The following is a 413-nucleotide window of genomic DNA, read 5'->3' as shown; positions in this document are numbered from 1 at the left end:
GTACTGTGTGGGCTCTTCCACTATAAGTGACCCGTCGTGTGTCTCCAGCGTTGATACCCGGTGTTACTCGAAGAGATCCTCGTGGCGGGCCGCGAGGTTGGCGTAATCGCCGGAGCTGAACGCCTCGAACACCTCGTTCGGGTCGATTGTTGTCTCTGACAGCGGTGTCACCGTGGCCGGGCTCCCGCGGACGAACGACTCGGCGGGGACCTCGTAGCCCGGCGGGACGACTGTTCCCATCGCGACGATGGAGCCCTCGCCGATGGTGGCGTCGCTGACTGTCGAGTTGAAGCCAACGAGCGCCCCGTCCTTGACCGCTGCGTCGTTGAGGACGGCTCCGTGGCCGACCATCACCTTCTCGCCGACGGTCGATGCGTGGACGATAGCCCCGTCACCGATCGCCGATTCACGGC

Annotated in this window: 1 protein-coding gene; it reads right to left on the bottom strand. The window is 64.6% G+C overall.

Going from position 1 to position 413, the window contains the following annotated elements; genetic code table 11:
* Positions 1-63: 63 nt before the first annotated feature.
* On the bottom strand, positions 64-413 hold a 350-nt coding region (locus tag IL252_RS17420; protein WP_208629070.1), incomplete at its 5' end, for a gamma carbonic anhydrase family protein.

This window comes from Halomicrobium sp. IBSBa, from assembly GCF_017612575.1.
Taxonomy (GTDB): Archaea; Halobacteriota; Halobacteria; order Halobacteriales; family Haloarculaceae; genus Halomicrobium.
This window is presented reverse-complemented; position numbering and strand designations above follow the sequence as displayed.